This window comes from Pseudoxanthomonas kalamensis DSM 18571, assembly GCF_010211745.1.
Taxonomy (GTDB): Bacteria; Pseudomonadota; Gammaproteobacteria; order Xanthomonadales; family Xanthomonadaceae; genus Pseudoxanthomonas_A; species Pseudoxanthomonas_A kalamensis.
The window spans coordinates 15,506-41,040 of record NZ_PDWQ01000005.1; the positions used below are offsets into that span (position 1 = coordinate 15,506).

General features: G+C 67.9%; 19 protein-coding genes and 1 tRNA gene. 4 read left to right on the top strand and 16 right to left on the bottom strand.

Translation table 11 applies throughout. The annotated features are described in order from the left end of the window. Positions 1 to 39 precede the first annotated feature (39 nt). Genes tsaB through mrcB form a run of 4 tightly spaced genes read right to left on the bottom strand, consistent with a single transcriptional unit; the run spans position 40 to position 5,768 of the window. Positions 40 to 753 (bottom strand): tRNA (adenosine(37)-N6)-threonylcarbamoyltransferase complex dimerization subunit type 1 TsaB, encoded by a 714-nt coding sequence (gene tsaB, locus CSC70_RS10560; RefSeq protein ID WP_162456608.1) that lies wholly within the window; start codon positions 751 to 753, stop codon positions 40 to 42. Next, positions 734 to 2,806: a DNA repair helicase YoaA gene (gene yoaA, locus CSC70_RS10565; RefSeq protein WP_162456609.1), complete on the bottom strand. Its 2,073-nt coding sequence runs from the start codon at positions 2,804 to 2,806 to the stop codon at positions 734 to 736. Before yoaA ends, tsaB begins: the two co-directional genes overlap by 20 nt. Before the next feature lie 2 nt (positions 2,807 to 2,808). Beyond that, the gene (locus CSC70_RS10570) at positions 2,809 to 3,327 is read right to left on the bottom strand and encodes a tetratricopeptide repeat protein (protein WP_162456610.1); all 519 of its coding nucleotides are present in this window, start codon (positions 3,325 to 3,327) and stop codon (positions 2,809 to 2,811) included. Further along, a complete protein-coding gene (gene mrcB, locus CSC70_RS10575) occupies positions 3,324 to 5,768 on the bottom strand; it encodes a penicillin-binding protein 1B (protein WP_162456838.1) in 2,445 nt (814 codons plus the stop codon). The genes CSC70_RS10570 and mrcB overlap by 4 nt, the downstream gene beginning before the upstream one ends. A gap of 90 nt (positions 5,769 to 5,858) precedes the next feature. Here mrcB and CSC70_RS10580 point away from each other — a divergent pair, with 90 nt between their 5' ends. After that, the gene (locus CSC70_RS10580; RefSeq protein ID WP_162456611.1) at positions 5,859 to 7,997 is read left to right on the top strand and encodes a glycosyltransferase; all 2,139 of its coding nucleotides are present in this window, start codon (positions 5,859 to 5,861) and stop codon (positions 7,995 to 7,997) included. Here the strand turns inward: CSC70_RS10580 and CSC70_RS10585 are convergent. Then, positions 7,994 to 9,424, bottom strand: a complete 1,431-nt coding sequence (locus CSC70_RS10585) for a hypothetical protein (protein ID WP_162456839.1) — start codon at positions 9,422 to 9,424, stop codon at positions 7,994 to 7,996. The two genes, CSC70_RS10580 and CSC70_RS10585, sit on opposite strands and share 4 nt — an antisense overlap. A gap of 162 nt (positions 9,425 to 9,586) precedes the next feature. Next, the gene (locus CSC70_RS10590) at positions 9,587 to 11,731 is read right to left on the bottom strand and encodes a RelA/SpoT family protein (RefSeq protein ID WP_246189415.1); all 2,145 of its coding nucleotides are present in this window, start codon (positions 11,729 to 11,731) and stop codon (positions 9,587 to 9,589) included. Between the two features lie 59 nt (positions 11,732 to 11,790). On the opposite strand from CSC70_RS10590, the gene CSC70_RS10595 reads away from it, so the two are divergent. Both CSC70_RS10595 and CSC70_RS10600 read left to right on the top strand, forming a co-directional pair. Continuing rightward, on the top strand, positions 11,791 to 12,333 hold the full coding sequence (locus tag CSC70_RS10595) for a hypothetical protein (RefSeq protein WP_425501570.1): 543 nt from the start codon (positions 11,791 to 11,793) through the stop codon (positions 12,331 to 12,333). 72 nt (positions 12,334 to 12,405) lie between these two features. Then, positions 12,406 to 12,891, top strand: a complete 486-nt coding sequence (locus CSC70_RS10600) for a hypothetical protein (protein WP_162456613.1) — start codon at positions 12,406 to 12,408, stop codon at positions 12,889 to 12,891. Here the strand turns inward: CSC70_RS10600 and hrpA are convergent, their stop codons facing one another. Next, positions 12,892 to 16,875: an ATP-dependent RNA helicase HrpA gene (hrpA, locus tag CSC70_RS10605; RefSeq protein ID WP_162456614.1), complete on the bottom strand. Its 3,984-nt coding sequence runs from the start codon at positions 16,873 to 16,875 to the stop codon at positions 12,892 to 12,894. A gap of 82 nt (positions 16,876 to 16,957) precedes the next feature. Here hrpA and CSC70_RS10610 point away from each other — a divergent pair, with 82 nt between their 5' ends. Beyond that, the gene (locus CSC70_RS10610) at positions 16,958 to 17,485 is read left to right on the top strand and encodes a Dps family protein (protein WP_162456615.1); all 528 of its coding nucleotides are present in this window, start codon (positions 16,958 to 16,960) and stop codon (positions 17,483 to 17,485) included. 80 nt (positions 17,486 to 17,565) lie between these two features. Here CSC70_RS10610 and CSC70_RS10615 read toward each other — a convergent pair. The 9 genes from CSC70_RS10615 to thrS all read right to left on the bottom strand — a co-directional run bounded on the left by CSC70_RS10615 (position 17,566) and on the right by thrS (position 25,488). After that, positions 17,566 to 17,642, bottom strand: a tRNA-Pro gene (locus tag CSC70_RS10615). A 44-nt stretch (positions 17,643 to 17,686) separates the two neighbouring features. After that, positions 17,687 to 18,043 carry a MerR family transcriptional regulator gene (locus CSC70_RS10620; protein WP_162456616.1) on the bottom strand — a complete coding sequence of 119 codons (357 nt, stop codon included), beginning with the start codon at positions 18,041 to 18,043 and terminating at the stop codon, positions 17,687 to 17,689. Then, on the bottom strand, positions 18,036 to 18,341 hold the full coding sequence (locus CSC70_RS10625) for an integration host factor subunit alpha (protein ID WP_162456617.1): 306 nt from the start codon (positions 18,339 to 18,341) through the stop codon (positions 18,036 to 18,038). The genes CSC70_RS10620 and CSC70_RS10625 overlap by 8 nt, the downstream gene beginning before the upstream one ends. Positions 18,342 to 18,367: 26 nt before the next feature. Beyond that, on the bottom strand, positions 18,368 to 20,752 hold the full coding sequence (gene pheT / locus CSC70_RS10630) for a phenylalanine--tRNA ligase subunit beta (protein WP_162456618.1): 2,385 nt from the start codon (positions 20,750 to 20,752) through the stop codon (positions 18,368 to 18,370). Between the two features lie 88 nt (positions 20,753 to 20,840). After that, a complete protein-coding gene (pheS, locus tag CSC70_RS10635; protein WP_162456619.1) occupies positions 20,841 to 21,836 on the bottom strand; it encodes a phenylalanine--tRNA ligase subunit alpha in 996 nt (331 codons plus the stop codon). Between the two features lie 202 nt (positions 21,837 to 22,038). Next, entirely contained in the window at positions 22,039 to 22,398 is a 360-nt protein-coding gene (rplT, locus tag CSC70_RS10640) for a 50S ribosomal protein L20 (RefSeq protein ID WP_162456620.1), read from the bottom strand. 10 nt (positions 22,399 to 22,408) lie between these two features. Next, entirely contained in the window at positions 22,409 to 22,606 is a 198-nt protein-coding gene (gene rpmI, locus CSC70_RS10645; protein ID WP_162372906.1) for a 50S ribosomal protein L35, read from the bottom strand. Positions 22,607 to 22,980: 374 nt separating this feature from the next. Continuing rightward, complete coding sequence (gene infC, locus CSC70_RS10650; RefSeq protein ID WP_162456841.1) at positions 22,981 to 23,505, bottom strand: translation initiation factor IF-3; 525 nt, start codon at positions 23,503 to 23,505, stop codon at positions 22,981 to 22,983. Between the two features lie 78 nt (positions 23,506 to 23,583). Then, positions 23,584 to 25,488, bottom strand: coding sequence for a threonine--tRNA ligase (gene thrS / locus CSC70_RS10655; protein WP_162456621.1), 1,905 nt, complete (start codon positions 25,486 to 25,488; stop codon positions 23,584 to 23,586). Between the last annotated feature and the right edge of the window lie 47 nt (positions 25,489 to 25,535).

Genomic DNA, 25,535 nt, shown 5'->3' on the forward strand with positions numbered 1-25,535 from the left:
GGGTTCGCAGGCTCACCCCAACCTATGCAGTCATGTGGCCTAAAGTTTGTTCGCCCGCTGCGCCTGCTGTTCAGCCAGGGTCAGAGCGACGTTGTTGCGCAGGTAAGCGGGTTCCAGTTTGTCGGCCGGGAGAGCTTCGCCGCGGGCGAAGGCGGTGGCGGCCAGCCGGGCGACATCAGCGGCGTGCGGCAGGGCCGTGCTGTCGATGCGGCTGAAGCGCGGGGCCAGTTTCGTTTGCAGGATGCCTTCGCCGGCCGCGAAGCCGGTGCCGACGCCGATCCAGCCATCGTCCTCACCGGGCAGGACATGGTCGGTCGGGGCGATCACGACCTCGTTCCCCTGCCCCTGCGGTTCGCCGCCTTCGACATGGAAGGTCGCCGCGTAGATTTCGCCCATCCGCGCGTCGATGGCGGCCAGGATGCGACTACCCTCGAACATTTCGGCCATGCCCCGCATGGCCAGCGCGCGCAACGTGGATACCGGCAACACCGGCAGGTCCAGCGCCAGCGCGATGCCCTGCGCCAGCGCCACGCCGAGACGAACGCCAGTGAAGGCGCCGGGGCCGCGGCCAACGGCGACCGCGTCCAGTTGCGCGCGGGCGATACCGGCGTCGGCCAGCAAGGCCTCGGCCCACGGCAGCGCCAGTTCGGCATGGCGGCGTGGCGCGACCTCGAAGCGCTCGCGCACCTCACCGTCCAGCCACAGCGCTACCGAACAGCCTTCGGTGGAGGTTTCAAAAGCGAGCAGCCGCATACCAGTCGTCTTCCTCGGGTTCGGTCGTGGTGATCGGGGCATCCAGCGTTTGCGCATCGGCGCCGAAGAACGCGGCCACCTCGCCCAGGTCGCGGGTGCGGGCGAATGGCGGCAGCGAGTCCATGAACACCCGGCCATAGGATTTCTGGTCCAGCCGCGGGTCGGCCAGCACCAGCACGCCGCGGTCGGTTTCGCTGCGGATCAGCCGGCCCACGCCCTGCTTCAGCGCGATCACCGCCTGCGGCAGTTGTTCGTCGCGGAACGGGTTGCCGCCGGAACGACGAATCGCGTCCAGCCGCGCCTCGAACACCGGGTCATCCGGTGCGGCGAACGGCAGCTTGTCGATGGCGACCACGCTGAGCGCCTCGCCGACCACGTCCACGCCTTCACGGAAGCTGGCCGTGCCCAGCAGCACGCCGTTGCCGGACTCGCGGAAATGCTGCAGCAGGGCCGCGCGCGGCATCTCGCCCTGCACGAACAAGGGCCAGGCTTCGTCGCGCAGCGCTTCGGCGGCTTCGCGCAGGGCGCGATGCGAGGCGAACAGCAGGAAGGCGCGACCGCCGGACGCCTGCAGCACCGGCTTCAGCGCGGCGACCAGGGCGCGGGTGTAGTCGCGCGAATTCGGCTCCGGCAATCCGGCAGGCTGGTAGCACAGCGCCTGCCGCGACCATTCGAACGGGCTGGGCTGCAGCAGGGTCTGCGGATCGTCCAGGCCCAGCCGCAGCGCAAGATGGTCGAAGCGCTCGCCCACGGCCAGCGTGGCCGAAGTGAATACCCAGGCCGCGCGCGACTGTTCGCGGTGTGTGCGCAGCGGTCCGGACACGTCGAGCGGCGTGCGTTGGCAGCGGAAGCCGCGCGTGGTCAGTTCGTACCAGTACACGTCCTGGTCGGGGTCAGTGGCGGCTTCGGCGACTGCCTGCGTTTCGTCCGGCTCCGCGTCGTTTGCATCTTCCACGGCATCCGCATCTTCCGGCGCCTGGCCCAGCCATCGACGCAGGCGGCCGACGATGTCGACGTTGCGCGCCGCGCAGGCATCGAGGCCGGGCGAGGCCTCGGTCAGCGGCGCCAGCGCCTCGCGCAGCTGCGCCAATGCCTCCAGCAGCGCATCGAAGCCTTCGCGCACCTCCGGCTTGGCCAGTGCGCGTTCGCGGGTGCCGCGCGCCGGCAAGCCTTCCAGATTGGCGCGCAGTTCGCGCAACGCCTGTTCCAGCGTGCGGACCGGCGGCTGCAGCGCCGCCAGTGCGCCGGGTACGTTGTGGCATTCGCTCAGGCAGTCGCGCGCCAGTTCCTGCAGCGGCCGCATGCCGAAGCCTTCGCCGAAGAAGTTGGCGGCCAGTTCCGGCAGCTGGTGCGCCTCGTCGATGACGAAGGCCTGCGCGCCGGGGAGGATTTCGCCAAAGCCTTCCTGCTTCAACGCCAGGTCGGCCAGCAGCAAGTGGTGATTGACCACCACCAGATCGGCGGCCTGCGCGCGCTGACGCGCCTGCACGACGAAGCAATCCTCCCAGAACGGGCATTCGCTGCCGAGGCAGTTGTCGACAGTGGAGGTGACCAGCGGCAGCAGCGGCGAATCTTCCGGCAGCCCTTCCAGTTCGGCCATGTCGCCGAATTTGGTCCGCCCGCTCCAGGCGACGATGCGCTGGAACTGGCCGACCTGTTCGCGCGAGGTCAGCCGCGGTTCGCCGCGCGCCTGTTCCAACCGGTAGCGGCACAGGTAGTTGGCCCGCCCTTTCAGCAACGCCGATTTCAGCCCGGTGCCCAGTGCGTCGCGCACGCGCGGCAGGTCACGGTGGTAGAGCTGGTCCTGCAGGGCGCGGGTGCCGGTGGAGATGATGGTCTTCATGCCCGACAGCAGCGCCGGCACCAGGTAGGCGAAGGTCTTGCCGGTGCCGGTGCCGGCTTCGGCCAGCAGGGTTTCGCGCTGCTCGAAGGCCTCGGCAATGCTCGCCGCAAGCCGTTGCTGGGCCTGGCGCGGGGAGAAGTTGTCCAGTTGGCTGGCCAGCGCGCCGCCCTGGTCGAGGGCCTCGCGACTGGCGGCGGCGAGTCGTGACATTGCTACATTCTAGTCACGCCGGCCACCGTGCAGGCTTGGATCTGCGCATGCGCGGACGCCGCGTTGAGGTCTTCGCCACGGGCCAGCCGCGCCTGCTCGATCGCCGCCCAGTGCCGCCGGCACAGCGGGCCGACCCGCGAGCCAAGGTCGAAGGCGCGCCGGGCCAGCCGTTCCACCCGCTCGTAGTCGGCCTGCAGCAGCGCCACTTCGGCACGCTCCTGCAGCACCGCCGGGTCGTCGCCGACGATCAGCAGGGCCTGGTTCAGGGCATTCACGGCAGTTTCGATATCGCCTGCGGCCAGCGCCCGCTCCGCGGCCAGCCGCAGGTCTTCCACCTGCGGGTCGCGCAGCGGCTGCACCTGCAATTCGGTGTCCTCGCCGCCACCGGCTTCGCGCACCGCGACCAGCCGTTGTTGTGGCGATACCGACGGCTCGACCGGCACAGTTACCAAAGACGAACCAGCGCAGGCGCACAGTGCCCACGCCACTACAAACCCGCAAACGTACTCTCGCAGCGTCATGGCGTGGACGGCGCCGGGGTGTCCGCCGGCGGATCTTCCCGCTTCGGCGGCAGGCCAAAGAAGCGCCGCCAGCCGCTGGCCTTCGGTGCTTCCTGCGTGGCCGGGTCGGTCGGCGACGGTCCGGCGACCTCGTCCGGCAGCGCCGACGGCGGTTCGATCACGCAGGAACGGTACGCTGGCACGAAGCCGACCACGAACGGCAGGCGGCGCGCGCCGGGGCAGCCGGCATCGGTACTGGCGTCGCCGACCACCCATTGCCAGTCCATGCCCTTGTTCGACACCCGCAGCGGCGCACTGGGCAGGCGCGAGAACAGCCCCGACCACACCCGCATGGCATGGGTGGCGCCATACAGTCCGGCCTGCTGGTTCTGGTCGTTGCCGACCCAGACCACGGCCAGGTGATCGCCGGTGTAGCCGGCATACCAGCTGTCGCGGCCGTCATTGGTGGTACCGGTCTTGCCGGCCGGCTTCAGCCTGCCCAGGCCATCGGCCAGCAGTCCACGGCCGGTACCGTTGCTGACCACGTCCTGCAGGGCCACACCGACCAGATTTGCGGCCAGCGAATCGCCCGGCTGCGCCGGCGCCGGGGTCTTGTCGTAACGCTTCAGCAACTTGCCGTCCGGATCGAGCACGCCGCGCACCGCGTGCAAGGGCTGGATCTCGCCGCCCGAGGCCAGGAACTGGTACAGCTGGGCCATCGCGTAGGGGCTCTGGTCGGTGGAGCCCAGGATCAGCGCCGGATTGGGCTGGGCCTCGATCCCGGCCAGCACCTTCAGCAACTGCGCCAACCGCTGCGGATCGACCTGCATGCCGACCCGCACCGTCGCCTGGTTGTAGGAATGCGCCAGCGCATCGATCATCCGCACCGTGCCATGGCTGCGGTTGTCGGAATTGTCCGGCCGCCATTCACGGTTCTTGCCCAGCCGCACCGCCACCGGCGAATCGTCGACCCAGGTCGCCAGCGACCAGCGGTCCGGCTGCGCCAGCGCCAGCAGGTAGACGAAGGGCTTCAGCAGCGAACCGACCGGCCGCTTGGCCTCGACCGCGCGGTTGAAGCCCGGCTGCGACACGTCGCGGCTGCCGACCACGGCCAGCACGTCGCCGTCGTGCACGTCGGTGACCACCATGCCCACCTGCAACGGTGGCCGGTCCTTGCGCTCCAGCGATTTCAGCGCACGCGTCGCCGCGCCTTCGGCATAGGCCTGCGCGGAAGGCGACATGCCGGTATGCACGGTCAGGCCGGCGCCCTGCAGCGCGCCTTCCGGATAGTCGCGCGCCAGCTGGCGGCGGACCAGGTCGACATAGGCCGGGAAGCGATTGGCCGCGGTCAGTCCCGGGGTGGCGGTGACCCCCAGCGGCGCCTGCAATGCGCGCTGGTATTCGGCGTCATCGATCAGCTTCGACTCGTGCATCATCCGCAGCGCCAAGTTGCGCCGGTCCAGCGCGCGCTCCGGATGGCGACGCGGGTCGTAGTAGGACGGACCCTTGACGATGCCGATCAGCAGGGCGATCTGCTCGGTGCTCAAGGCCTCCAGGTCGCTGCCGAACCAGTACTCGGCGGCCGCGGAAACGCCATGGATGGCCTGGTTGCCACGCTGGCCCCAGTACACCTGGTTGAAATAGGCCTCCAGGATGGTGCGCTTGTCGTAGCGCGCATCGAGGATGATCGCGTACAGGATCTCGTTGAACTTGCGCGCCGGGGTCACTTCCTTGCCGATCCCGAGCAGGCCGCTGCGCGCCAGCTGCTGGGTGATGGTGCTGGCGCCCTGGCGCACCTTGCCGCCCGACTTGAGCGTCACCCACAGCGCACGCGCGATACCGCTGAAATCGATACCGTGGTGGCGGGCGAAGTCGCGGTCCTCCACCGACTGCAGGCCGGTGACCAGCAGTTCCGGCACGTCTTCCAGCCGGACCAGGCGGCGCTCTTCCTGCTTCTGCCCGTACAGGGTGGCGATCCGCGCCGGATCCAGTCGCACCGCCTTCAGCGCCTGATCCTTGTCCAGGTCGCGCACGCTGCCGACCCGGCCGCCGGTCAGGCTCACCCGGATGCGCTTGGCAGGCACCCGGCCGTCCACGTCGATGTAGCCGCGGCTGGAAATGGTGAAACCGCTTCCCTCCACGGCATAGGTTCCCGGCAGCGTGCCGGCACCGTCGTCGCGGTAGGCGGACGCGGCCAGTTCGGTCTTCAGCGTGGCCGCATCCATCGCCAGCCCGGGCGAGAGCAGCAGCGGACGGGCGTACACCCGGGTCGGCACCTGCCATTGCAGCGCACCGAAGCGCTGGCTGACCTGATGGTTCAGGTACAGCATGTACGGGATCAGGAAGCCAAGCCCCAGCCCCAGCAGCGCCAATACCGCCTTGACCAGCCAGCCGCGCCAGGCCGGCGCGCCGTCTTCGTAGTCCGTGTCGGGGTCTGCTTCGTCGTTGCGGGCCACGGGAATGCGACAATGGGATGAACGGCGAGTCTAGCGCAGCCCGGTGGTGCTGCGGCCCCGCCACAAGACCCCCGCTCAGCTGGAGTTGCAAACGGAATGTCGATTTCCCTGGCCGGCCTGCGTTATCGCATCCAGCGCACGCTGGGCCTGATCCGCCGGGGTCTGACCAGCCTGCGCACGCGCGGCTGGCAGGCCAGCTGGGAACGCGCGCAGCTGCTGTTCCGGCGCGAGCAGGCGCCGTTGTCGGCTGCGCTGTATTTCCCGACCGGCTACCCGCTGGCCGTCGATGGCGACGACTTCATGCCATTCGTGGTACCGGCCAGCGTCACCCCACGCGCCAGCGTCGTCATCCCGGTCTACAACCAGCTGGCGCATACCCTGGCCTGCCTGCATGCGCTGGCCGATCATCCGCCGCAGGCCGCGTGCGAGATCATCATCATCGACGACGGTTCCAGCGACCGCAGCGGCGAATGGCTGCCGCGCATCGAAGGCCTTCGCTACCACCGTCGCGCCGAGAATGGCGGCTTTGTCGCTGCCTGCAACGACGGCGCAGCTGTGGCACGCGGCGAATACGTGGTGTTCCTCAACAACGACACCGTACCGCAACCGGGCTGGCTGGACGCCCTGCTGGCCACCTTCGAAACGCATCCGGATGCGGGCCTGGTCGGCGCGCAACTGCTGTATCCGGATGGCCGCCTGCAGGAAGCCGGCGGACAGGTATTCGCCGACGGCAGCGGCTGGAACCGCGGCCGCTTCGAATCGCCGGACGATCCGCGCTATGCCTGCCTGCGCGAGGTCGATTACTGCTCCGGCGCGGCCATCGCCGTGCCGCGCGCGCTGTTCTCGCGGCTGGGCGGGTTCGACACCCGCTACGCCCCGGCCTATTACGAAGACACCGACCTGGCCTTCGCCGTGCGCGCAGCCGGGCGGCGCGTGCTGTACCAGCCGCTGGCGCGGGTGGTGCATGCCGAAGGCGCGACCGCCGGCACCGATACCGGCCAGGGCATCAAGGCCTACCAACTGCGCAACCGGGACCGCTTCCGCGACAAGTGGCGCGGTGCACTGCACGACCAGCCCGCGCCCGGCAGCCGGCTGTCCGATGCCGTTCCCGGTCGATGCCGGATCCTGGTGATTGCCGACGCGGGGCCGCGTCCGGACCGCGATTCCGGTTCGCTGCGCCTGTTCAACCTGATGCGCTTGCTGGACGAAGAAGGTGCGCAGGTGGTGTTCTTGCCCGCCGACCGCCGCCATGACGGCGACTACACCCGCGCCTTGCAGGGCGTCGGCGTACAGGTCTGGTATGCGCCGTGGCTGGACGAACTGCCAAACTGGCTGCGCGAACACGGCGGCAGCTTCGACACGGTGATGGTGTGCCGTTACCACCTGGCCGAAGGCCTGCTGCCGCTGTTGCGCCAGCATGCGCCGCAGGCGCGGGTCGTGTTCGACAGCGTCGACCTGCATTACCTGCGCGAGACACGGGGCGCCGAACTGGCCGGCGATGCCGCATCGAAGCGCGCGGCCGCTGCCACCCGCGAACGCGAACTGGCGGTGATCGCCGGCAGCGATGTCACCCTGGTGGTCAGCGCGAACGAATGCGAACTGTTGCGGCGGGACGCGCCGCAGGCACGGGTCGAGATCGTCTCCAACCTGCATCGCCCCGCCGGTCCCGGGCTGCCGTTCGCGCAGCGCCGCGACCTGGTGTTCGTCGGCGGCTTCGGCCATCCGCCCAATGCCGACGCCGTGCTGTGGTTCGCGCGCGAAGTCTTTCCACGCGTGCGCGAACGGCTCCCCGACGTGCGGTTCCACTGCATCGGCAGCAATCCGCCGGCAGCAGTCCGCGCCTTGCAGGACATCCCCGGCGTGATCGTGCACGGTCACGTACCGGAACTGACACCGTGGATGGAAGGCGCGCGGATCGCCGTCGCCCCGTTGCGCTACGGCGCCGGGGTCAAGGGCAAGATCAATCTGAGCATGGCGCACGGGCAACCGGTGGTGGCTACCACGTGCGCGGCCGAAGGCATGCATCTGCGCGACGGCATCGATGCGCGGATCGCCGATTCGCCTGACGCCTTCGCCGATACCATCGTCCGCCTGTACGGCGACGAGGAGTCATGGAATTCGCTGGCACGCAACGGGCTGCAGAACGTTGCCACCCATTTCTCGATCGATGCCGCGCGGGCGGCGGTGCGGCGAGTGTTTTTCACGGCAGCAGCCGACCAGACAGCGGCCGGCTAACCACCGGCATCGCGCACGCGGGCAGCGAATTCGGCCAGCCCAGGCGCTGCGGCATCGGTCGCCCGCGCCTGTTTCACCGCTTGCGTGGCGAAGGCTACGTCGCCGGCGCGCAGGCGCTCTTCGCCGGTAGCGATCCACTTGCCCGCCAGTCGGCGGCGTGCATCGGCCAGCGCATCCGAGCGCGCATCCAGCGTTTGCCAGGCATCGAAACAGGCCTGCGCGCGGCGCACGCGATTGCGTCGCAATTCGTCCTCGAAGCAGGCCTGTACCGCCACGGTGACGCGGCGCGCGACCGCCTTCACTTCGGCCGAATCCGGCGCCAGCGATTGTGCGCTGCGCAGCTTGTCGTACGCGCTGTCACCCGGCGGCGCGATCCATTCGCCACGCGTTTCGGCACGGGCGATTTCGTCCAGCAGGGTCTGCACGCGACGCTGCCTTTCCGCCCCCGGCAGTGACAACGACGCGGACTGCGCATGCGCCTGGCGCGCGCGCTGCAGGGCACGTTCGGCATCGCGGACGGCCACCGCGTCGGGCTGCAACGCCTTCGCCGCGGCCAGCTGCCTTTCGGCTTCGTCGAAACGGAAGTCCGCCGCCAGCGCGGCAGCGGCGCGCGCATGCGCCTGCACCACCTGTTCCAGGCCGCGCTGTGCGGCATCGTCCGCTCCGGCGGCCAGCACCTGACGGTACAACGCCTGCGCGCGATCCAGCTGTCCGTGCTGCAGGGCGCGATCGGCCTGCCGACGCCGCTGTTCGCGCACCCGCGACAATTCCGCGCGCGCCTGCGGCAGTTCGGCATGGCCGGCGTCGTAGCGGTCGGCCGCAGCGATCATCGCGGCGGCGGCAGCCAGATCGTCCTGCCCCAGAGCATGCCAAGCCTGTTGCAGCAGATCGGTCAGCGCGTCCTCGCGCCCTTCCAGCGCCTCGACGCGTTGCGGTTGTACTGCCAGCACACGCTGATACAGCGGCAATGCCGCGTCCTCGGCGCCATCGAGACGATGCTCGGCCAAGGCCTCGGCCGCCTGCGCAAGCCATTGCTCCACGCCGGCGCTGGCTGCCTGCCGTTCGCGCAGTTCCGCGGCTACCGCGTCGGTGAGTTCACGTGGCGCCTGCAGCTCGCGCGCCAGTTTCAGGGACTCGTTCGCATCCGCCAATCGGCCGTCACGCAAGGCCGTCCGTGCCTGGCCGATGGCGGCGTTGGCGACCCGGGTCAGGCCGGCACGAGCCTCGCTGCGATCCGAATCCAGCGCCAATGCCGCCTCGTAGGACTGGCGCGCGCCGCTGCCGTCGGCCGCGTCCAGCCGTCCTTCGTGCAGGGCGGCATCACCGGCATCGAGCAGAGCCTGCACCTTCGATGCTGGCCACAGCGCATCGGCCAGCGGTTGCCGGAACAGCAATGCGATCACCACCAGCAGCAACAGCACGGCCACCGCCCACTGCCAGTGGCGACGACGGCGCCAGGCCGGTACCTGCCGGTGCGCGCGCGGTCGGGACGGGATATCCGCAGGCCAGCCAGGCGACGGCTCGATGCGATTGCGCAGCTTGTCCGATGGGCCGGTCACCGCGACAGCATACCCTCGCCTCCCGACCACTCAGGCTGAACGGCGCGCCTCTTCGACCCCGGGTAACGCATCCAGCTTGCCCAGCAGGGTCGACAGCTGCGCATAGTCGGCGACCCTCAGGCGCAGGCGAAAACGCACCCGACCGCTGTTGCGCAGCGGCTCGCTGTGGATGCCCAGCACGTGCACATCCTGCTGCGCGATCAGGTTGGTCACGTCCTTCAGCAACCACTTGCGGTCCACCGCGGTGAGCTGCACGTCGGCCTCATAGCCACCTGCACCGCTGCCCCATTCCACCGGCAGCACCCGTTGCGGATTCGCCGCGGCCAGCCGCTGAAACGCCGCGCAACCGGTGCGATGCACAGTGACGCCGCGGCTGCGGGTCAGGTAGCCGGCGATCGGTTCGCCGGCCACCGGCTGGCAGCACTTGCCCAGCTGCACCAGCAGGTTGCCCACGCCCTGCACGGTGAAGCTCGAACCCGCGTCCGCAGACCTCCGTGCAGGTGGTGGTCGCGGCGAAGGCGCTGCCGGAGCCGGCGGACGCTGCTCCTCGAACAGGGCGCGCCCGACTTGGGTCGGACCGACATCTCCGAGTGCGATCTGCACGTACAAGTCGTCCACGCTATCGGCATGGAAGCGCTTCAGCAGCGGCGCCAGATCGGCACTCAGCTGACCCATCCGCCGCAGTTCGCGTTCGAGTATCTCGCGACCGGCCTGCACGTTGTTGGCGCGGTCGAGCTTGTGAAACCAGGCCCGGACCTTGTCGCGCGCGCGTCCGCTGGCAAGGAAGCCGTTGGCCGGCAGCAGCCAGTCGCGCCGAGGCTCGGCGATCTTGGCGGTCAGGATCTCGACCCGGTCGCCACTGCGCAAAGTGTGGCCGAGCTGAACGATGCGGCCATTGACCTTGGCTCCGCGCGTGCGATGCCCGACCATGGTATGCACGTGGTAGGCGAAATCCAGCACGGTGGCGCCCTGCGGCAGGTCGATCACCTCACCCTTCGGGGTCAGCGCGTAGACTCGGTCCTCGGCCAGCTCGTCCTCCAACCCGCCGCCGAGCGTGTCGCCTTCGCCGGATTGCTCCAGCAACCGGCGCATCCAGGCGATCTTGCGTTCGAAACTGCGGTCGGCACCCTTGCTGCCGCCTTCCTTGTAGCGCCAGTGCGCGGCCACGCCCAGTTCGGCCTGCGCATGCATTTCGTGGGTGCGTATCTGCACTTCCAGCGTGCGCCCCTCGGGACCGACCACGGCGGTATGCAACGAACGATAGTCGTTGGCCTTGGGGCGGGCGATGTAGTCGTCGAACTCGCTGGGGATCGGCGCCCACAAGGCATGCACCACGCCCAGTGCGGCATAGCAGGCGGCCACGTCGTCCACCGTCACCCGTACCGCGCGCAGATCGTACAGTTCGTCCATCGGCACCTGCTTGCGCTGCATCTTCCGCCAGATGCTGTAGATGTGCTTGGGCCGGCCGCTGATTTCGGCGGCGATGCCGTGTGCGACCATCGCCTCGCGCAGCTGCGCCTTGACCCGTTCGATGAAGCGTTCGCGCTCGATCCGCTTGCCGTCCAGTTCGCTGGCCAGCTGCCGGTAGGTATCCGGCTGCAGGAAGCGGAAGGTCAGGTCTTCCAGTTCCCACTTCAGCTGCCAGATACCCAGCCGGTTGGCCAGCGGTGCGTGGATGTCGCGCGTCAGCAGGGCCAGCGCGCGGCGCTCCTCATCGGGCAAGTCGCCGGCCGCTCGCATCCGCGCCAGCTGCCGCGCCAGCAGGATCGGCACCACCCGCAGGTCCTGCACGATCGCCAGCAGCAGCCGGCGCAGCCCTTCGGTATTGCTGCCTGCCGGATGCTCGGCATGCAGGGCCCAGACCTGGGCGGCGGCCTTCTGTCCCTCGACCAGGCTGGCGATGGCCGGATCTCGCGCGGCCAAGTCCGGCACGACTTGCTCGCGCAGGGCCGGCACGTCGTACCACAGCGTCGCCACCAGTACCTCGGCATCGGCCGACAGCCCGCCGAGAATGTCCAAGGTATCGGCCAGCACGTCCCACGGCAGGCGGCACTCGACCATGGCCGGCGCCGATGCCAGCCACGCGCGCGCACCGTCGCGCAGCGCCGGTGGCAATCCGCCCAATACAGGCCGATCGAACAGTTCGCGCAGGTTTTCGCTGGGGATTTGCGGCACAGCCAACATTCATTCCGGATATCACTACACTACCCGGCACCCGATCCGAGGAACAGACCATGCCAAGACCGGCCGTGATGCTGCATGTCGTTTTCGTCGCCCTGCTGCTGGCGCTTGCGCCAATACCGGGGATGGCACAGGAACAGACGGACGCCGACCTGAAGAAGCAGATGTCGGCGGAGGAATTCCGCGCCGCCGGACTGGACAAGCTGTCGCAGGAAGAACTTGCCAACCTCAACGCCTGGCTGAACCGCAAGGTCGATGCCGTCACCACCGCGGTCACCGCCACGCTTGCCGCGGAAGTCGCCGAAAAGGCCCGCGAGGAAGGACGCCAGGAGGTCGTGCAGAAGAACCGCGGCTTCTTCGACTTCGGCTCCGACGAGCCGATCATCTCGACCATCGACGGCGAGTTCAAGGGCTTCGGCAAGGGTCGCCAATACCGTCTGGCCAATGGCCAGGTCTGGGAGCAGACCGACTCTGCCACCCTCGCCGGCGTGCGCCGCGACAATCCGGAGGTCAGCATCAAACCCGGCGTCCTCGGCGTCTGGTACATGAAGGTCAAGGGCTACAACACCTCAGCCAAGGTGCGCAGGATCAAGTAGCTGGCCGGCCGACATGCCTTCGTCATCCGGCAGGCCAATACTGGCCGACTTGAATTTGCGGAGACTAGGATCATGTCGGTAATCCTTCGCCTCGTCGTCATCTGCGCCTTGTTGTTGGCGCTATCCGCGCCCGCGCCAGCCGCCGAATACGTCCGCATCGAGCAACGCCTGTCTCCGGAGCAGATGCGGCAGACCGGACTGGATCGGCTCAGTGTGGAACAGCTGGAACTGCTGAACCAGTTGCTGCAGATGCCCGCAACGGCAAGTGCGACGACTGCGGGTGACGTTGCGACCGCTTCCGACGACGGTTCGCTGGCCTTTATCGGCCTGGGCCAAGCGTCCATCCATGCGCGTGCCCGTGGCCGCGTCGAAGGCTGGGAGCCGGGCAGCGTGTTCGAGCTGGACAACGGCCAGCGCTGGCAGGTGCTGAAGGGCAAGCTGCGCCTGCGCGAGCCGGTCGAATCGCCGGAGATCCTGCTGGTGCCGGGCATCGCCGGACGCTGGTTCCTGCAGGTGGACGAAGACCTACCGAAGGCCCGCGTGTTCCGCATCGACTGATCAGCGTCGCGACGACGCCTGCAGTCCGGCCAGCCGCTGTGCCAGCTTCTTCGCCGAAACGCCCCCACGCGCAGCCAGCTCCTGCGCGAACAGCGATACCCGCAGTTCTTCCAGCTCCCAGCGCAGCGCCTGCCATTCCGGTTGCGCGTCGGTGCCTGCTGCGCGTGCCGTCGCCAGCGCATCGGCGAACGGCTTGATTTCCAGCATTCGCGCCTGGTCGCGCGAGGGGTCGCGCAAGGCACGCTCGACCCGCAGCGCCATCGCCTTCAGGTAGCGCGGGAACTGCGCCAGCGCCACGGCCGGGGTCCGGCGCAGGAAGCCAGGATGCACCAAACCATCGAGCTGCTCGCGCAGGTCGTCCAGATTGCCGCGCGCCCAGCCGACCAGCGGCGCTTCCAGCGCGGGGCGCAGCTCAGCGACCGCCGCCAGGATCGTTTCTGCCAGCGTCAACCGTTCCATTGCCTCGGCGAACAGCGCGCGACCGGCCTGTTCACGGCGCTGGACGAAGGCCTCGCGGGTGCGGATGTCCTGCAGGCCGTCGGCCAGCACCGCGTTCAGCGCCGCATCGACGATGTCCGCACGCAGCCGATCCTTGTCGGTCGCGGCCTGACCCCCAGTCTCGGCGAAACGCTCGATGGCTGCGTACAGCAGGCCGATCTTCGGCGACACCGGCAACTGCCGGCGCGCCTGCCGCAGCGTGTCGGCCAGCGCCATTTCCAGCAGCCGGCGCACGCCGCGCGGATGCGCGCGAACGGCATCGTCGCGATCGGCGAATACCTGCAGGTCAACCCGGCCATCCACCTCCTGCAGCGCCGGCCATGCCGGCACACCGGCTTCGCCCGGAACCTGCAACGGAATCGGCTCGGCCGGGAACTCCTGCAGACCTTGCGTGGCCAACGCACGTCCGGCGCGGGCGGCGAACGCCTGTCCCGCGCGCTCGCCGAAACACGCGAGCAAGACGTCCAAATCACGGGATTCGGCCAGCACCCGGCCTTTGTCGTCGCGCAGGCGCAGGTGCATGCGCAGATGCGGTTCCAGCGCAGCCTCGTCGAAGTCCGTGGCCGCCACTGGCGCGCCGGTGGCCTTGCCGAGAAAGCGCGCCAGTTCGCCACGGATGTCGTCGGCACTGGGCTGCGGAAAGGCCTCGAAGAAGGCGCGGCCGAAATCCGGTGCCGGCACGTAGTTGCGCCGCTGCGCCTTGGGCAGGCTGCGGATCAGCGCAGCCGACTTCTCGGCGACGAAGCCCGGCGCCAGCCACGACAGCCGCGCCGCATCCAGCGCACCCAGCAGGTGCAGCGGCACATCCAGGCTGACGCCATCATCGGCCGCGCCCGGCTCGAAGCGATACTGCAACGGCAGCCGCGCATCGCCCAGCGCGAAGTACTTCGGATAACGATCTTCTTCGCTGCCCTCGCCCGGCAGCAGATCGGTCAGCGACCAGCGCAGGCTGCGGCGCGACGCTTCATCCAGCGTCTTCCACCACGCGTCGAGCCCGGCGGCGGAATGGATTTCGGACGGAATCCGGTCCAGATACCAGCGCGCCTGCCAGTCCTCGTCGGCAACGATGCCGGCGCGGCGCAACTTGGCCTCTTCTTCATGCGCCTGCGCCAGCGTCTTCAGGTTGTCGGCGACGAATCCGGCGCGGCTGTTGATCTCGCCGCTGACCAGGCTCTGACGGACGAAGATTTCGTGCGCCTCGGCCGGGGCGATGCGGCCGTAGTGCACCGGCTTCTTCGGCGCCAGCACCAGCCCGAACAGGCTGATCTGCTCCGAAGCCAGCACGTGCCCCTGTGCGCGCGACCAGTGCGGGTCGAAATGCTTGCGCGCCAGCAGATGCGGCAGCTCGGCGATGACCCAGTCCGGCTCGATTGCCGCATTGCTCAGACCCCAGACCTTCTGCGTGTCCAGTAGGGTGGCGCTGAGTACCCACGGCGGCGTGGAACGCCCCGCGGATGACTTCGCCAGCGCCGAGCCGGGAAACAGCTGGAAGCGGCGCTGTCGCGGCGCCTGATAGTCACCCTTGTCGGTGCGATGGCCGATCTGGGTCGGAAGCCCGGCGATCAGTGCGCGATGCAGGAACAGGTAGGCGCCCTGGCGTTCGCGTTCGTTGGAGCCCTCGCGCAGCAAGGCCGAGGGCTCGCCTGGCTGCCAGCCGAGTTCGGCGCACAGCAGCAGCAACTGGCGATGCAGTTCGCGCCATTCGCGCATGCGCAGGAACCCGAGGAAGTGCCGTCCGCACCAGTCACGCAGCTTCGACTGGGTCAGGTCCTCGTGCGCCTGCCGGTAGCCTTCCCACAACTTGAGGATGCCGACGAATTCCGAGCGCGGGTCGGCAAACTTCGCATGCGCGTTGTCGGCCGCTTCGCGCGCCTCCGGCGGCCGCTCGCGCGGGTCCTGGATGCCGAGAAAGGCGGCGATGACCAGCATCTCGCGCAGGCAGCCATGCCGTTGCGCGGCCACCAGCATCCGCGCCAGCTTGACGTCGACCGGCAAGCGCGCCATCTGCCGGCCGATCGCAGTCAGCCGGCGCTCGCGATCAACCGCACCCAGTTCGGCCAGCTGCTGCCAGCCGTCGGCGACGGCGCGCTCGTCCGGCGGCTCCAGAAACGGAAAATCCTCGACCCGTCCCAGCCCCAGCTGCAGCATGCGCAGGATCACCCCGGCCAACGACGCGCGCCGGATCTCCGGGTCGGTGAACTGCGGCCGCGCCTCGAAATCGGCCTGCGAATACAGCCGGTAGCACACACCTTCGGCGATGCGCCCGCAGCGGCCGCTGCGCTGGTTGGCGCTGGCCTGACTGACCGGCTCGATGTGCAGCCGGTCCAGCTTCTGCCGCGGGCTGTAGCGTTTGACCCGGGCGAACCCCGGATCGATCACGTAGCGGATCCGCGGCACCGTCAGCGACGTCTCGGCCACGTTGGTAGCCAGCACCAGTCGTCGCTGCGGCCCCGGGTTGAATACCCGATCCTGGTCGCGCGCCGACAATCGCGCGTACAGCGGCAGTACCTCGGTCTGCCGGTACTTGCGCCGCTCCAGCGCCTGATGCGCGTCGCGGATTTCGCGCTCGCCGGGCAGGAACAGCAGCACGTCGCCGCGCGGGGCGTGGCGGGTGATGTCGTCGACCGCGGCGACGATGGCGTCGTTGACGCTGCGCTCGCCTTCGCGCGACTCGCCCTCTTCCCCGGTCTCGCCCTCCAGCGGCCGGTAGCGTATCTCCACCGGCCAGGTACGGCCCTCGACTGAAATCACCGGCGCATCGTCGAAATGGCGGGAAAAGCGTTCCGTGTCGATGGTCGCCGAAGTGACGATCAGCTTCAGGTCGCGGCGCTTGCGCAACAGCTGCTTCAGGTAGCCGAGCAGGAAATCGATGTTGAGGCTGCGCTCATGCGCCTCGTCGACGATGATCGTGTCGTAAGCCGACAGCCAGCGGTCCGAAGCGATTTCGGCCAGCAGGATGCCGTCGGTCATGAACTTGATCCGGGTGTCGTCGCCGGCCTGGTCGCTGAAGCGCACCTGGTAGCCGACCGCGCCACCCAGCGGCACCTGCAGTTCCTCGGCCACGCGCCGTGCCACCGCACGCGCGGCGATCCGCCGCGGCTGGGTGCAGCCGATGGTCCCGGCCACGCCACGGCCGGCGGCCAGGCACAGCTTGGGCAACTGGGTGGTCTTGCCGGAACCGGTTTCGCCCGCAATCACCACCACCGGATGCTTTCGGATCGCGGCGACAATGCGCTCGGCCTCGCGCGCCACCGGCAGCGATTCGTCCACCGTGACCGATGGCGTCGAAGCCGCGCGCGCCTCGCAGGTGGCGACCGAAGCCGCCAGCGCCCGCTCGAACGCCGCTCTCGCCGTCGCGTCGCGCGGCTTGCCCCGCCAGCGCGACCACAGCCCGTGCAGGCGGCCGCGATCGCGGCTGAGCGCGCGGCCGATGCCGCGCCGCGCCGCCCTCAATGCCTCGTCGATGTCCTTGTCAATAGAACCCATCAATAGGACCGAATCACGATTTCACTTTCACATAAGGTGCCGATGGCGATATTGTGGCGTCATCACTCATAGGAGTCGCGTCATGGCCAAGAAATCCGCCAGCAAGAAAGCCCGCGTCGTCGCCGACGCCTCGCCCAGGATCGACATCGGCATCGGTACCGGCGACCGCAGGAAGATCAGCGAAGGCCTCTCGCACTTCCTCGCCGACGCCTACACCCTCTACCTGAAGACCCACAACTACCACTGGAATGTCACCGGGCCGATGTTCAACTCCCTGCATGTCATGTTCGAAGGCCAGTACACCGAACAATGGACGGCGCTGGACGAAATCGCCGAACGCATCCGCGCCCTGGGCTTCAACGCACCCGGCTCGTATGCCGAGTTCGTCGCCCTGTCCAGCATCAAGGAAGCGCCCGGCGCGACCGCGGTGCCGGAAGCCACCGAGATGATCCGGCAGCTGGTCGCCGGCAACGAAGCGGTCTGCCGCACCGCCCGCAAGGTACTCAAGGCCGCCGGCAACGCCGGCGACGACCCCACCGCCGACCTGATGACCCAGCGCCTGCAGGTGCACGAGAAGAACGCCTGGATGCTGCGCTCGCTGCTGGAGTGAACCACCAGCTGTCCCGGCAATGACGAAAAAGCCCGCATCGTGCGGGCTTTTTCGTCTGTCCTGCCGGAGCGGACGGAATTTGGTCGGGGTAGCCGGATTCGAACCGACGACCACTTGTCCCCCAGACAAGTGCGCTACCAGGCTGCGCTATACCCCGGAGGGGGGCGATTATACAGGATGCCGGCGGATTCCCGCCGAGCCTCAACGGCGCAGCAGATGCAGGATTTCCTCCAGCTCCATGCGCACCTGGCGCACGATCTGGTTGCTCAGCGCCGACTCCTGCCTGGCGCCCTCGCCGTCCAGCCGCAGGCGGGCGCCGCCGATGGTGTAACCCTGTTCGTACAGCAGGCTGCGGATCTGCCGCACCATCAGCACGTCGTGGCGCTGGTAGTAGCGGCGGTTGCCGCGGCGCTTGACCGGCTCCAGGCTGGGAAACTCGGTCTCCCAGTAGCGCAGCACGTGCGGCTTGACGTCGCACAGCTCGCTGACCTCGCCGATGGTGAAATAGCGCTTGGCCGGGATCGGCGGCAGCTCGCGGTTACTGCCGGGGTCAAGCATTCGGCTCGCCTCCGGCGTAGACCTCGACGCGCTCCTTCAGCTTCTGCCCGGGGCGGAAGGTGACCACGGTACGCGCGGAAATCGGAATCTCCTCGCCGGTCTTGGGATTGCGGCCGGGGCGCTGGTTCTTGCGCCGCAGGTCGAAGTTGCCGAAACCGGAAAGCTTGACCTGACGTCCCTGTTCCAGCGCTTCGCGCAATACGTTGAAGTATTCGTCGACGAATTCCTTCGCCTCGCGCTTGTTCAGGCCCACCTCGTCATAGAGGCGCTCGGCCATTTCCGCTTTCGTCAGTGCCATTCGGTTTCCCCTGCTCCTGCCTGCGACTACTGTCCCTGGCCGCGAACCTTCGCCCCGTGTTCGCGACCGACGGCAGCCATGATATCGCGCATGACCGCGTCCACATCCGGGTCAGTCAGAGTGCGCGAGTTGTCCTGCAAAATCAAGCCCATAGCCAGACTCTTGCAACCCGGCTCCACACCCTGACCGACGTAACGGTCGAACAACCACAGATCACGCAGATTGCCACCGGCAGCGGCCTTGACCGTGGCCGCCAGTTCGGCCCAGCCGACCGATTCGGCCACCACCAGCGCCAAGTCGCGGCGCACCGAGGGATAGCGAGACAGCTCGGCTGCACGCGGCAACGCGCGCCGCGCCAACGGTTGCAGGTCGATCTCGAAACCCAGCACGTCCGCGTCCAGGTCCAGCGTGCGCTGCAGGCGCGGATGCAGCTGGCCGATCCAGCCGATGCGCTCGCCGTCGCGCCAGACCTCGGCCGAACGGCCCGGATGACCAAAACCTTGCTGCGCCGGACGGAACTCCAACACCGCGCCGGCGACTGCGGCAAGCGATTCCAGATCGCCCTTCAGGTCGTGGAAGTCGACCGGTCGCGCCGGCTCGCCCCATTGCTCGGCCCGTGCATCACCGCAGGCGACCGCGGCAATGCGCAGGGTTTCGCGCGGTGCTTCGCCGGGGCCGGCCTGGTGGAACACGCGGCCGAATTCGAACAGGCGTACGCGTCCGGCCTGGCGGGCCAGGTTGCGATGCAGCGCATCGACCAGCCCCGGCAACAGCCAGGTACGCATGACTCCGAGTTCGGCGCTAAGCGGATTGGCCAGCGGCACCGCATCGGCCTCCACGCCCCAGTCGCGCAGGCGCTGCGCGTCGAGGAAGGCGTAATCGATCGCTTCCCGATATTCGCGCGCCAGCAATTGCCGACGCAGCGTGGCTTCGTCGACCCGGGTTTCGCTCTGCATCGCCACCCGCGTCGGTCCGCCGGGCAGCGTCGTCGGAATGCGTTCGTAACCGTGGATGCGCGCCAGCTCCTCGATCAGGTCTTCCTCGATGGCAATGTCGAAGCGGCGGCTCGGCGCCACCACGCTCCAGCCATCGGCCACCACCGCGGCCTGCAGGCCCAGCGCGCGCAGGATGCGTTCGATTTCGGCATCGGCGATCTCCACCCCGAGCACACGGGCGATCCGTGCGCGGCGCAGCAGGATCGCACTGCGCCGGGGCAGCTGTTCCGGCAACTCCGCCTCCAGCACCGGCCCTGGGGTGCCGCCGGCCAGGTCCAGCAGCAGCCGGGTCGCGTATTCGATCGCCTGTCGCGGCAGCTCCGGATCCACGCCACGCTCGAACCGGTGCGAGGCATCGGTATGCAGGCCCAGTTTGCGGCCGCGGCCGATGATCGCATCGGGGGCGAAGTACGCCGCCTCCAGGAACACGCTCTTCGTCTCCGCGGTAACGCGGGTGTCGAAGCCGCCCATCATGCCGGCCAGCGCGACCACCCGGTCGGTGTCGGTGACGACCAGGAAGTCGTCGTCGAGTTCCGCATCGCGTCCGTCCAGCAGTTTGACCGCTTCGCCGGCGCGCGAGCGACGTACGCCGACCGAGCCGTGCAGGGTGTCGCGGTCGAAGGCGTGCATTGGCTGGCCCAGCTCCAGCATCACGTACTGGGTGATGTCGACCAGCAGCGACAGCGGCCGCACGCCGCTGCGGCGCAGGCGCTCGGCCATCCATACCGGGGTCGACGCGGCAGCGTCCACGCCTTCGATCACGCGCCCGCAGTAGCGCGGCGCGGCGGCACCGGCGTGCAATTCGATGGCCAGGCGGGCATCGCTGGCTGCCGGCACCGGTTCGGTCTCGAAGGCCGTCACTTCGCTGCCGCACGCTGCGGCGACGTCGTAGGCGATCCCGCGCACGCTGAAGCAGTCGGCGCGGTTCGGGGTCAGCTTGATCTCGATGCTGGCGTCAGGCAGGCCCAAGTAGTCGGCGACCGGCATCCCGACCGGAGCGTCGTCGGGCAGTTCCAGCAGCCCGGAAGCGTCAACATCGGTGCCCAGTTCCTTCGCCGAGCACAGCATGCCGTTCGATTCGACGCCGCGCAGCTTGGCGGCCTTGATTTGGAAGTCGCCGAACTTCGCCCCGACCAGCGCCAGCGGCGCGACCAGCCCGGCGCGGGCATTCGGCGCGCCGCAGACGATCTGCAGCGGCTCGCCGCGGCCGGCATCGACCTGGCAAACCTGCAAACGGTCGGCCTGTGGATGCTTTTCCGCCGACAGGATGCGGGCCACCACTACGCCGTCCAGCGATTCGCCCAGCGCGCTGACCTCTTCCACTTCCAGTCCGATCGCGGTCAGGGTGGCGGCCAGCTCGTCGCGACTGGCGGAAACGGGGACGTGGCTGCGCAACCAGTTTTCGGAGAACTTCATCGTTTCGGAATCCGTAGGGCGGGCCCAGGCCCGCCATTTAATGAATCAGGTGCCGCAATGCCGGAACACGCGGCGGGCCAGGGCCCGCCTACGCGAACTGGCGCAGGAAGCGCACGTCGTTGTCGAAGAACGCACGCAGGTCGCCGACGCCGTAACGCAGCATGGCCAGACGCTCCACGCCCATGCCGAAGGCGAACCCGGTGTAGCGCTCCGGGTCGATGCCCGAGGCCTTCAGCACGTTCGGATGCACCATGCCGCAGCCCAGCACTTCCAGCCAGCGCGTGCTGCCGTCCGGCTGCTGCCAGGCGATGTCGACCTCGGCGCCGGGTTCGACGAAGGGGAAGTAGCTGGGGCGGAAGCGCATCTCAAAATCGCGCTCGAAGAAGGCGCGCACGAATTCGACCAGGGTGCCCTTGAGGTCGGCGAAGGTGGAATGCTCGTCGACCAGCAGGCCTTCGACCTGGTGGAACATCGGCGAATGGGTCTGATCGCTGTCGCTGCGGTAGACCTTGCCGGCCGCGATCATCCGCAGCGGCGGCGCGTGCTCGGCCATGTAGCGCACCTGCACCCCGGAGGTGTGCGTACGCAGCAGGCGACCGTCGCCGAAGTAAAAGGTGTCGTGCATGGCGCGCGCCGGATGGTGCGGCGGGAAATTCAGCGCCTCGAAGTTGTGCCAGTCGTCCTCGATTTCCGGACCGTCGGCCAGTTCGTACCCGAGTCGGGCGAAGATCTCCGTCATCCGCTCCAGGGTGCGGGTGATCGGATGCAGTCCGCCACGGCCGTCGTTGCGGCCGGCCAGGGTCACATCGACCGCTTCGCCGGCCAGGCGCGCGTCCAGTGCCGCATCTTCCAGCACCTGCTTGCGTTCGGCCAGCGCCTGGCCGATGGCGTCGCGGGCACGGTTGATTGCCTCACCTTCCACCTTGCGCTGTTCGGCCGGCAGCGTGCCCAACCGCTTCAGCTGCGCGGTGATGCTGCCCTGCTTGCCCAGCAGGCCCACCCGCAGGGTTTCCAGCGCGTCCGGGCTGGCTGCCGCGGCGATGTCGGCCATGGCTTGCGCGGACAGGGTTTCGATTTCGCTCATCTGCAATCGGTTCCAGGTTACGGCGGTCCATCCCGCAGGAGCGGCGTCAGCCGCGAACGTTTTTCGTCGATCAGCGGGTCGCGGCTCACACCGCTCCTGCAACAAGGATCGCAAAAAACGATGGGGAAGGACTCGCGCCCTTCCCCACGTTCCGTCCGGCGATGTCCTGCCGGCGATGTTCACTGCAGTGGAGACGCGGCTATCAGGCCGCGAGTGCGCCCTTCGCTTTTTCGGCCAGAGCGGCAAAACCGGTCGCATCGTGCACGGCGATGTCCGCCAGCACCTTGCGGTCCAAGGTGATGCCGGCCTTCTGCAGACCGTTCATGAAGCGGCTGTAGCTCATGCCGTTGATGCGGGCCGCCGCGTTGATGCGGGTGATCCACAGCGAACGGAAGTTGCGCTTCTTCTGCTTGCGACCGATGTAGGCGTACTGCTGGGCCTTGATAACCGCCTGCTTGGCGACGCGGAAAACCTTGCGGCGGGCGTTGTAGTAGCCCTTCGCACGGCTGATGATCTTCTTGTGACGACGACGCGCCGTCACGCCACGCTTGACTCGTGCCATGGTTCAGTCCTCAGAGATAGGGCAGCATGCGGTCAAGACGGCCCGAATCTTCCTTGCGGACGATCTGGCCGGCGCGGGCTTCGCGCTTGGTCTTGGTCGCTTTCTTGGTGAGGATGTGGCTGCGGTTGGCCGAGCCAGCCTTGTACTTGCCGGAAGCGGTCTTGCGGAAACGCTTGGCCGCGGCCCGGTGGGTCTTGATCTTGGGCATTGTGGAATCCTTGCTTGGATTGTTTCGTAACTGGTCTGGGCGGTGGCTTGCGCCACGCTTTCCGTCCTGCTCCAACCGGCTGGTAAGTCATTGATCCAAAAAGAAATCAAGACGGGTTCCTTGTTTTCGCGACCGTTTCCGGCCACGACTCCCGGCGAACCGGGCCGCGTATTATGCCCGGCAGCGGTTTTCCTTGCAAATCAGCGGGTTCTTGCAGAAGCGCCCTTCCAGGGCACTGTCCGAACCTGCGGAATTGTCCGCGGAGCGTCCGGGCATGGCGGCCGCACCCTGAAAACGCGCGCCTGCGCAAAGCCGAAGGGCGCCCTGCGGCGCCCTTCCTGCCCACCTCCGCGAACGGGAGGCTGGTTCTCGGATCACTTCTTCTTCGGCGCGATCATCATCACCATCTGCCGGCCTTCCAGCCGCGGGCGCGACTCGATGACGATCTCGTCGCCCAGTTCGGCCTCGATCCGCGCCGCCATCTGCCGACCCAGTTCCTGGTGGCTCATCTCGCGACCACGGAAGCGGATGTTGATCTTGACCTTGTCGCCCTCTTCCAGGAAGCGGCGAATGTTGCGCATCTTGATCTGGTAGTCGCCTTCGTCGGTGACCGGGCGGAACTTCAGCTCCTTGATCTCGACCTGCTTGGTCTTCTTCTTGGCTTCGTTCGCCTTTTTCTGCTGCTCGAACTTGAACTTGCCGAAATCCATGATCTTGCATACCGGCGGATCGGCCTGCGGCTGGATCTCGACCAGGTCCAGGCCATCTTCTTCGGCCATGGCCAACGCTTCGTCGCGGGACAGGATGCCCACCATTTCGCCGTCGGCGCCGATCACGCGTACCCGGGGGACGCGGATATCCTGGTTCTTGCGGTTCTGCTTGCTATCGGGGGTACTGATGTGTCGGTCTCCAAGGGTTCGCCCGGCCGGTACGACTGGGCGGAAACCGGTCCGGGGGCTGCCCGGGCCGGGACTGGCCTACGCGGCAGAGTCGGCGCGCAGACGTTCGGCGAAAGCGGCCACGGACATCGTGCCCAGGTCCTCCCCCGAACGCGTACGCACCGCCACGGCGCCATTTTCCTTCTCGCGGTCTCCCACCACCAGCAGGTACGGCACGCGTTGCAGCGTATGCTCGCGAATCTTATAGCCGATTTTCTCGTTCCGCAAATCGGTGACGACCCGGAAGCCTTGATTTGAAAGGGTTTTCCGGACCTCTTCGACATGGTCGGCCTGGGCGTCGGTGATATTGGCCACCACCGCCTGCACCGGCGCCAGCCAGACCGGGAAGGCGCCGGCATGGTGCTCGATCAGGATGCCGATGAAACGCTCCATCGAGCCGACGATGGCCCGGTGCAGCATCACCGGATGCCGGCGCTGGCTGTTCTCGTCCACGTATTCGGCGCCCAGCCGGCCCGGCATCATGAAATCCACCTGCATGGTGCCCAGCTGCCAGGTGCGGCCGATGGCGTCCTTCAGGTGGTACTCGATCTTCGGCCCGTAGAAGGCGCCCTCGCCCGGCAGCTCCTGCCATTCCACCCCGCAGGCCGACAGCGCGGCGCGCAATGCGGCCTCGGCCTTGTCCCAGGTGGCGTCGTCGCCGAGCCGCGATTCCGGGCGCAGCGCGATCTTGATCTGAATGTCGTCGAAGCCGAAGTCGGCGTACACCTGCAGCGCCTGCTGGTGGAAGGCGGTCACCTCGGCCTCGATCTGGTCCTCGGTACAGAAAATGTGGCCGTCGTCCTGGGTGAAACCGCGCACGCGCAGGATGCCGTGCAGCGCGCCGGACGGCTCGTTGCGGTGGCAGGCGCCGAACTCGCCGTAGCGGATCGGCAGGTCGCGATAGCTGTGCAGGCCCTGCTTGAATACCTGCACGTGACCCGGGCAGTTCATCGGCTTGACCGCGTAGGTGCGGTTCTCCGACTCGCTGAAGAACATGTTGTCCTGGTAGTTGTCCCAGTGCCCGGACTGCTTCCACAGGGTCACGTCGAGGATCTGTGGGCAACGCACCTCGCCGTAGCCGGTGTCGCGGTAGACCTTGCGCATGTACTGCTCGACCACCTGCCACACCGCCCAGCCCTTCGGGTGCCAGAACACCAGGCCGGGCGCCTCTTCCTGCAGGTGGAACAGGTCCTGCGCCTTGCCGATCCGGCGATGGTCGCGCTTCTCGGCTTCCTCGATCCGCTGGATGTAGGCCGCCAGCTGCTTCTTGTCGGCCCAAGCGGTGCCGTAGATGCGCTGCAGCTGTTCGTTTTTCGAATCGCCGCGCCAGTAAGCGCCGGAAATCCGGGTCAGCTTGAATGCCTTCAGGAAGCGCGTGTTCGGCACGTGCGGACCGCGGCACATGTCCACGTACTCCTGATGGTGGTACATGCCCATCGCCGTCACTTCCGGGCCCATGTCCTCGATCAGCCGCAGCTTGTAGTCCTCGCCGCGCGACTTGAAGATTTCCACCGCCTCGGCACGCGGCGTCATCTTCTTGACCACGTCGTAATCCTGGTCGATCAGCTCGCGCATGCGCTGCTCGATCGCCGCCAGGTCGTCCGGGGTGAACGGACGCTCGCTGTAGATGTCGTAATAAAAGCCTTCGTCGATGACCGGACCGATCACCATCTTGGCGTCCGGGTACAACTGCTTGACCGCATGCCCGACCAGGTGCGCACAGGAGTGGCGGATGATCTCCAGCCCCTCCTCGTCCTTGGGCGTGATGATGCGCAGGCTGGCGTCGTGGTCGATCACGTCGCAGGCGTCGACCAGCACACCGTCGACCGCGCCGGCGACGGTCGCCTTGGCCAGGCCGGCGCCGATCGATTGCGCAACGTCCATGACGCTGACGGGATGTTCGTATTCGCGGCAGCTGCCGTCGGGAAGGGTGATGTTGACCATGGTGGTATCCGGGGACTCTGGATGCGGGAGGCCGATGGCCTGCAACC